We start from the raw sequence: 8,192 nt of genomic DNA on the forward strand, positions 1-8,192 counted from the left end.
CCCTCACCCCCTCTCCCGCACGCGAGGCGAGGGGGAACCGCTCTCGGAGTGCTCCCCTCGCCCGCTCTGTGGGAGAGGGGCTGGGGGTGAGGGAACGTGACAATTGGTTGTTAACGCTATGAACCATTACACATAGAACATAGAACATAGAGTTGGGGATCGGGAATTGGGTGTTGGGTATTAAGCTATAGCCTTACGATGCAACGAAATAATTAGTGAAATTCGTGTAATTCGTGGCTAAAACCTGACCCCTGATCCCTCTTAATAATAGAAAGATAACCAATGACAATCGGATTGCTTTTTCCTGGACAAGGCTCGCAGAAAGTTGGCATGGGCCGCGAGGTCTATGAACAATCGCCTGCGGCCCGCGCAATTTTTGCTGAAGCCAATGCTGTGCTTGGTTTTGATCTAGCGGGTTTGTGCTTTGATGGGCCTGAAGCTGATTTAACTGCGACTGAAAATACCCAGCCTGCCTTGCTGACGGTCAGCGTGGCCTTGTTGGCGGCAATTGCTGAGGCTGGCGTGGATCTGCATCCAAGCATTGTGGCTGGCCATTCATTGGGCGAATATAGCGCCTTGGTGGCCGCCAAAGCCCTCGATTTTGCTACAGCCCTGCGTTTGGTGCGCCAACGCGGCGAGTTGATGGCTCAAGCCAGCGAAGGCGCAATGGCCGCCGTTATTGGGCTGGATCTTGGGCCACTCGAAGCAATTTGCGCCAATGTTAGTAAGTTGGGCGCATGTGTCGTGGCCAATCAAAATGCCCACGGCCAGTTGGTGATTAGCGGGGCCAGTGCGGCGGTTGCGGCGGCTAGTGAACAAGCCAAAGCAGCAGGAGCCAAGAAAATCATGCCTTTGAATGTGAGTGCCGCGTTTCACTCACCCTTGATGGCGGCAACCGCTGCTGGTTTAGCGCCAGCAATTGCGGCGGCAGCAATGAGCGCAGCCCACGTGCCATTGATTGCCAACAGCACAGCGCAGCCAATTCAGCGTGCCGAGGATCTTCGCGCTGAACTTATTGCCCAAATTACCGCACCAGTTCGCTGGATTGCCACAATTGAGCAAGCTGCGGCCATGGGCGTGCAAATTGTGATTGAAATTGGCGCAGGGAGTGTGCTTACAGGCTTGGTCAAGCGGATCGATCCCAATTTGCAACGCCTGAATATTGCTAACTTTGATGACATAGCTAAGATTGCCGAGTACAATAACGCCCAGTAGTATAAGCTTTCAAGGGTAGAATGAATCGTCGATTGGCATGCCCTCACCCCCTAACCCCCTCTCCCGCCCAGCGAGCGAGGGGGAACCATCCTGGCATGAAGCCTAGAACTCCCCTCTCCCGCCGCAGTGGGAGAGGGGCTGGGGGTGAGGGCATGGAGCGTATCCTTGAAAACCTACCCTTGAAAGAGTAATGTAAGTGGGTGAGGCAGCTGCTATGCGGGGAATGCAAGACCATGTGGCGATTGTCACCGGAGCATCGCGCGGGATTGGCCGCGCAATTGCTTTGGAGCTAGCCAGTTGGGGCGTTAAAGTCGTTGTTAATTATCAATCAAGTGCCGCCAAAGCTGAGGCAGTGGTTGCCGAAATTCAAGCCGCTGGGGGAGTGGCGATGGCAATTCAGGCCGACGTAACCGATCAGCAAGCGGTTGAAACCATGGTTACTCAAACCTTGGCTGAGTGGGGTACGATTCAGATTTTGATCAATAATGCAGGCATCACCCGCGATAATCTCTTTCAGCGCTTGAAAGACGAAGAGTGGGACGATGTGATCAAGGCTGATCTGACCTCGGCATTTTTATGCACGCAGGCGGTGTTGCCAGCGATGCGAGCTAATAGTTATGGCCGAATCGTCAGCATTGCTTCGTTGGCGGGCTTGGCGGGCAATGTTGGTCAAACCAACTATGCAGCGGCCAAAATGGGCTTGGTTGGTTTTTCCAAGGCTGTGGCACGCGAAGTCACTTCTGATGGAATTGTGGTGAATGTGGTTGCACCTGGCTATATCGACACCGATTTTATCGACCATATTCCGCAATGGCTGCGAACCTGGGCGCTTGATGTGATTCCGCTCAAACGCTTTGGCAAAGTTGAAGAAGTTGCGCCAGCGGTGGCCTTTCTGGCATCGCCTGCTGCATCGTATATTATTGGCCATGTGCTGACGATTGACGGCGGCTGGGTCATGCCATAGGGGTGCAGAATGAGTATTAACGATCAAGTGGCGATTGTCACAGGTGGCACTGGTGCGGTTGGGCGCGAAGTGGTTTCGGGGTTGATTCAACGCGGCGCACGGGTGGTTTTTTGCTATCGTCAGCGCGATGATTTGGCTGAAGAGATGTGCGATACGATTGCTGATGAGCAACGTTTGATCGCCATTAAGGCCGATGTGCGCGATGCTGAAGCCATGAATAGCCTGGTTGAAGTGGCTGTGCGGCGCTGGGAACGGCTCGATATGCTGATCACTGCCCATTCTGCGGTTAACAATGCTCCGGTGGCCGACATGACCCTTGAGCAATGGAACGATGTAATGGATGTGATGCTGCGCGGCGTGACACGGATTACCCGCGCAGTTTTGCGGCCAATGCAAAAAGCCCGTTATGGGCGAATTATCACAATTACTGGCTATCAGCCCTTAGCTGGTGGCCTAACCCAAGCCAACTATGCTGCCGCACTTGGTGGGATTATCGGCTTTTCTAAATCGTTGGCGCGTGAGGTTGCACCATGGGGCATTACGGTGAATAGCGTTGCCCCTGGGCTGATCTCACGGCCCCATATGTCGAGTTTTGATCCAAGTTATATCCCATGGGCCACCAATATTGTGCCGTTGAAACGCTTAGGCGCACCTGCCGAAATTACCCCAGCAATTTTTATGCTGGCCAATCCAGAGGCGGGCTATATTACGGGCCAAGTGCTGCCAGTCGATGGCGGTTGGCGCATGGTTTAGTCTTGAAGGAGCAATCATGCAACTAGATTTAACTGGTCGTGTCGCAATTGTGACTGGAGCTTCACGCGGGATCGGTCGGGCAATCGCCGAGGCTTTGGCTGCCAGCGGCGCTGCAGTGGTGGTCAATTATCGTGGCAGCGAAGCAGCAGCGGCTGAAGTGGTCGAGGCGATTACAGCTAAGGGTGGCAAGGCACTGGCAGTACAAGCCGATGTGGCTGATCCTGCTAGCCACGAAATTTTGCTCAAAGCCACGACCGAAGCATTTGGCCGCGTCGATATTCTGGTCAATAATGCTGGCATTACCCGTGATAACCTGTTGTTGCGCATGAAAGAGAGCGAAGTTGATGATGTATTACAAACCAACTTGCGCGGGGTGATGTTGCTGACCAAGGCTGTGCTACGCCCAATGATGAAAAATAAATGGGGTCGTGTGATCACGATTAGCTCAGTTATCGGTCTAACGGGCAATGCAGGCCAAGCCAACTATGCCGCTGCCAAAGCAGGCTTGATCGGCTTTAGCAAGTCGGTGGCCCAAGAAATGGCTTCACGCGGGATTACCGCCAACGCAATTTGCCCAGGCTTTATTGAAACCGATATGACCCGCAACGCCATGTCCGAAGAATTGATCAACAAAGCCTTGGATCGGATTCCTTTGGCACGTATGGGTCAACCTGCTGAAATTGCCAACGCGGTGGTCTTCTTGGCTTCCGATGCTGCGGGCTACATCACTGGCCAAACCTTGGCAGTCGATGGCGGCATGACCATGTATTAGGCGGCAGCGTTGGAACGCTTGCTCGAACGCTTTAGCTGAGGAACCAACATGTTACGCAAAATTTTAATTGCCAATCGTGGTGAAATTGCGGTGCGAATTATTCGTGCTTGCCACGAGCTAGGCATCAAAGCAGTTGCCGCCTATTCCGAGGCCGATCGCGATTCGCTGGCGGTGCGTATGGCCGATGAGGCGATTTGTATTGGCCCGCCACCACCTGCCAAATCCTATTTGAATGCGCCAGCCTTGATTAGCGCTGCGCTGATTAGCGATTGCGATGGGATTCACCCAGGTTATGGCTTTTTGTCGGAAAACCCCTATTTTGCTGAAAGCTGCCGTGAGTGTGGTCTGACTTTTATTGGCCCTTCAGCCGATTCGATTCAGCGCATGGGCGATAAAGCGCTGGCCAAGCAAGCCATGAAGTTGGCTGGCCTGCCGCTTGTGCCTGGCACCGAAAACCCCTTGACCAGCGTTGAAGAAGCTCAAAGCCTTGCTGATGGTATTGGCTACCCGGTTTTGCTCAAAGCTGTGGCTGGCGGTGGCGGGCGGGGCATGCGCGTGGTCAATCAGCCTGATGAATTGGCCCGAGCTTTTAATACTGCCCGCGCTGAGGCCGAAGCTGCCTTTGGCCGTGGCGATTTGTATATGGAAAAATACTTGCCAGTGGTGCGCCACGTTGAAATTCAGATTTTGGCTGATCAACATGGCCATGCAATTCACCTTGGCGAGCGTGATTGCTCGTTGCAACGTCGCCACCAAAAAGTGGTGGAAGAAGGCCCATCGCCTGCCTTGACCCCAGAATTACGCCAGAAAATGGGCGAAGCCGCCTTGCATGGCGTGCGCGAAATTGGCTACTACAACGCTGGCACAATGGAATTTTTACTCGATCATCAGGGAAATTTCTATTTTATGGAAATGAACACCCGTTTGCAGGTTGAGCACCCTGTGACTGAATGGCTGACCGGACTTGATCTGGTTAAGTGGCAAATTCGGATTGCTTCCGGCGAACGCTTGACGCTCACTCAGGATGACATTAAAATACGCGGGCATGCGATTGAATGTCGGATTAATGCCGAAGATGCCGACCGTGATTTTATGCCTGCTGGCGGGACTGTCGATCTCTACTTGCCGCCAGGTGGCCCAGGGGTACGGGTCGATTCGCATCTTTATTCAGGTTATCGCACTCCTACCAACTACGATTCGATGCTTGCCAAAGTGATCGTCTGGGGGGAAACGCGGCTTGAGGCAATTGAACGTATGCGGCGAGCATTAAGCGAATGTGTGATCAATGGCATTACGACCACCTTGCCATTTCAACTGCGCATGATGAACGAGCCAGCTTTTGTGAGCGGCGATGTTGCAACGCACACCTTGGCTGATATTTTAAATCAACAGGCTGCCAAAGAAGCGACAGCGTAGGGCAGTCTTGGAGAAAACTGTGAATCAACCATTTGGAACTGTGACAATTGCCCCCGATGTGCTTTCAGCGATTGTCTCGCTGACGGCGCAGGATGTTGCTGGCGTTGCGCGGTTGGGCAGTGTGCCTGGCCAACAACGCGTCGGTAGCATGTTGGGGAGCGGAACTGCTAATGCTGATGGTGTGGCAATCCGTGTTGTCGATGATAGCGTCAGTGCCGATTGCTACCTGATCGCCCAACCCGATGTCAACTTGCTTGATCTCGGCGCTCGTGTTCAATCGGCGGTAACCGAAGCATTAAACGAAATGGTCGGCATGCCGGTCAGTGCGGTTAATGTCTATATTCAGGATGTCGAGCAGAACCGTGGGTAGCCTTCGCCACCGAGTGCGTGCTGCGGCACTTCAGGCACTCTTTGAACTTGATCAAACCACCCACGACCTTGATTCGGTTGTTGCACGCATCAGTGATGATGAAATGTTCAGCGCAGAAGGTCGTGATTTTTTTGCCCGAATTGTCAATGGTGCATGGGTTAATCGTCAAGAGATTGATGATTTAATTGCCAAAATTGCCCCATCTTGGCCTGTCCACCAAATGCCTGGGGTGGATATTGCGGTGCTGCGCATCGCTTTGTTTGAAATTCTCTACGATGCGGCGGCGGATAAAGCTCCGGTTAAAGCCGTGATTAATGAAGCGGTCGAGCTTGCAAAACATTTCGGCAGCGATAATTCGGGCCGTTTTGTCAATGGTGTGCTCAGTACCGTGGTCAATAAACCTGAATCCGAGGAATAACTCGGTAATCCCTTTGATTGCCTCGGACTTATCCTTATCTATACGGAGAATCCAACAATGTCAGACTTAAACGAACGCTTGAAGAAATTGGTTGCTGAACAATTGGGCGTAGAAGAAGACAAAATTGTGCCAAGCGCCACCTTCTTGGACGATCTTAACGCCGACTCACTCGATTTGGTCGAGTTGGTCATGTCGCTCGAAGAAGAATTCGGCGTAGAAATTACCGACGAAGAAGCTGAAAAGTTGCGCACTGTCGGCGATGCTGAAGCCTTTATTAAAGCAAACATCCAAGAGTAATTTGTATGCGAACAGTGGACAATGCTGCAAGGTGTTCAGCCTTGTGTGGCATTGTCCATTTGTTATTTGTAATGGTTGGCATCCCTCACCCCCTCGCCTTACAAGGGTGGGTTGTTAGCAATGATTGGGTGGGATTCACCATCGATTGACATGCCCTCACCCCCTAGCCCCCTCTCCCGCCCTGCGAGGAGAGGGGGAAGCGCTCCATCATGAAGGGTAGAACGCCCCTCGCCCGCCGCAGTGGGAGAGGGGGCTAGGGGGTGAGGGAACGTTAAAACCTACCCTTGTAAGGATATGTCGAGGGTGAGGGGACGCAACGATAAACCATTGCAGTTATTTGTTGGGCTTTTGGTTAACACTGCTTAAAGCGTTGCCCCAAGCCTGTAGCCAGTGGTCAGACGCTTATGACAATTTTTGGGATTGGCCCGTTTGAATTTGTAATCATCTTGGTGATTGCCCTGGTGGTGGTCGGCCCTGAGCGCTTGCCTGAAATGTTGTTTCAGATTGGCCAGTGGATCAGCAAAGGCCGTAAGATGATCAGCGATCTGCGCAATCAGGCTCGTAACGAGCTGGGCGATGATTATGAATCGGTCGAAAAAATGGCCCGCCAAATTCGCGAACTCGACCCGCGCCGCCAAATTCAAGAGCTTGGGCGCTCGATTCTCTCCGATGATGATCGGGCGATGATTGTCGATCTTGGCTTAGATCCCAAAACGACGGCTGCGGCCAATGTGATCGACCCAACCCCCAAACCCCCAGCAGCACGGCCTGAGATTGCCCGCCAAGCGCGAATGATGCTCGATGACGATTTGCTAGATCAGCCGCTAGACCAAGCATTGCGTGCGCCAGCCGCCGAGGAGCAAACCAATGGCTAAATCAACAACCGCGATTGATGGCACCATGACCTTGCTCGACCACTTGCGCGAGTTGCGTTCACGGCTCACCAAGGTCTCGATTGCCGTATTAATTGGCATGTTTGGTGGTTTTTACATTGTCAACAGCACTGGCTTTATTAAATATGTGATTTTGAGCTTTGCTGGCGAGCAGGGCGTGCAAACAACCCAAGTTGCCGAAACGTTTACCACCTACCTTAGTACAGCGCTGACGCTGGGCATTGCGGCAGCCATGCCCGTGATTATTTATCAACTCTTGGCCTTTTTAGCGCCTGGCCTGACCCGCACTGAACGCAAATGGATTTTTATCGGTTTGCCCATGGTGATTTTCTGCTTTTTGGGTGGCTTAGCTTTTGGTTGGTTTGTAACAGCTCCAGCGGCAATTAAATTTTTGATCAACTTTGGCATCGAGAATGCTGGTAATTTGATTGAAAATAAGCCGCGCCTCGATGATTTTCTTTCGATTCTCACCCGCCTGCTGCTGATCAATGGCATTGTCTTTGAATTGCCGATGATCATGTTTACCCTGACCAAACTTGGCATTTTAAATCCACGCAAGCTCGGGCGCTATCGCCGCTATGTTGTGCTGATCACGGTCGTCGCTGCGGCAATTCTGACCCCAACTGGTGACCCTGCCAACTTAGCTTTTTTGGCGGTTCCCATGTATCTCTTGTTTGAATTTGGCTTGTTGCTGGGGCGTTTGGCTCAGCCCAAGCCCGCAAATTAGAGCCGTCCTCACGCCTGAACCCCTCCGTTCAAGGGTCGGTTTTAACGCTCCCTCACCCCCAGCCCCTCTCCCACTGCGGCGGGTGAGGGGCGTTCAAACCTTCTGGTTCCTCCTCGCCTGCTGGGCGGGAGAGGGGGCTAGGGGCTGCTTACAAGGGTCGGTTTTAACGTTCCCTCACCCCCAACCCCTCTCCCACTGCGGCGGGCGAGGGGCGATCCAATGATCATGATCAAGGGTTTCCCCCTCGCCTCGCGTGCGGGAGAGCTTACAAGGGTAGGTTTTCACTGCAAACCACGGATGGGCTGGTTCATCGGTAGATGAATGCCTGCCGATCCATGCTCTTGAGGGGGTGCAGGGGGATTAAAGC

At 52.9% G+C, this 8,192-nt stretch carries 10 protein-coding genes; all 10 read left to right on the forward strand.

Annotated elements, in window-relative coordinates; all coding sequences use genetic code 11:
* Window positions 1-282: 282 nt before the first annotated feature.
* The 10 genes from fabD (at window position 283) to tatC (ending at window position 7,825) form a co-directional block, all read left to right on the forward strand.
* Entirely contained in the window at window positions 283-1,215 is a 933-nt protein-coding gene (gene fabD, locus DEF47_RS02650; protein WP_012188301.1) for an ACP S-malonyltransferase, read from the forward strand.
* Window positions 1,216-1,429: 214 nt separating this feature from the next.
* Window positions 1,430-2,179, forward strand: coding sequence for a 3-oxoacyl-[acyl-carrier-protein] reductase (fabG, locus tag DEF47_RS02655; protein WP_012188302.1), 750 nt, complete (start codon window positions 1,430-1,432; stop codon window positions 2,177-2,179).
* A gap of 9 nt (window positions 2,180-2,188) precedes the next feature.
* Complete coding sequence (locus tag DEF47_RS02660; protein ID WP_012188303.1) at window positions 2,189-2,932, forward strand: SDR family oxidoreductase; 744 nt, start codon at window positions 2,189-2,191, stop codon at window positions 2,930-2,932.
* 16 nt (window positions 2,933-2,948) lie between these two features.
* Window positions 2,949-3,704 (forward strand): 3-oxoacyl-[acyl-carrier-protein] reductase, encoded by a 756-nt coding sequence (gene fabG / locus DEF47_RS02665; protein ID WP_012188304.1) that lies wholly within the window; start codon window positions 2,949-2,951, stop codon window positions 3,702-3,704.
* Window positions 3,705-3,752: 48 nt separating this feature from the next.
* Window positions 3,753-5,120 (forward strand): acetyl-CoA carboxylase biotin carboxylase subunit, encoded by a 1,368-nt coding sequence (gene accC / locus DEF47_RS02670; RefSeq protein WP_012188305.1) that lies wholly within the window; start codon window positions 3,753-3,755, stop codon window positions 5,118-5,120.
* Window positions 5,121-5,139: 19 nt separating this feature from the next.
* Window positions 5,140-5,490 carry an Asp23/Gls24 family envelope stress response protein gene (locus DEF47_RS02675; RefSeq protein WP_012188306.1) on the forward strand — a complete coding sequence of 117 codons (351 nt, stop codon included), beginning with the start codon at window positions 5,140-5,142 and terminating at the stop codon, window positions 5,488-5,490.
* Window positions 5,468-5,908 carry a transcription antitermination factor NusB gene (gene nusB / locus DEF47_RS02680; RefSeq protein ID WP_012188307.1) on the forward strand — a complete coding sequence of 147 codons (441 nt, stop codon included), beginning with the start codon at window positions 5,468-5,470 and terminating at the stop codon, window positions 5,906-5,908. The genes DEF47_RS02675 and nusB overlap by 23 nt, the downstream gene beginning before the upstream one ends.
* Window positions 5,909-5,965: 57 nt before the next feature.
* The gene (locus DEF47_RS02685; RefSeq protein WP_012188308.1) at window positions 5,966-6,205 is read left to right on the forward strand and encodes an acyl carrier protein; all 240 of its coding nucleotides are present in this window, start codon (window positions 5,966-5,968) and stop codon (window positions 6,203-6,205) included.
* A 404-nt stretch (window positions 6,206-6,609) separates the two neighbouring features.
* Window positions 6,610-7,080 (forward strand): Sec-independent protein translocase protein TatB, encoded by a 471-nt coding sequence (tatB, locus tag DEF47_RS02690; RefSeq protein WP_012188309.1) that lies wholly within the window; start codon window positions 6,610-6,612, stop codon window positions 7,078-7,080.
* Window positions 7,073-7,825: a twin-arginine translocase subunit TatC gene (tatC, locus tag DEF47_RS02695; RefSeq protein ID WP_012188310.1), complete on the forward strand. Its 753-nt coding sequence runs from the start codon at window positions 7,073-7,075 to the stop codon at window positions 7,823-7,825. Before tatB ends, tatC begins: the two co-directional genes overlap by 8 nt.
* Window positions 7,826-8,192 lie beyond the last annotated feature (367 nt).

The organism is Herpetosiphon sp., assembly GCF_003512625.1.
Taxonomy (GTDB): Bacteria; Chloroflexota; Chloroflexia; order Chloroflexales; family Herpetosiphonaceae; genus Herpetosiphon; species Herpetosiphon aurantiacus.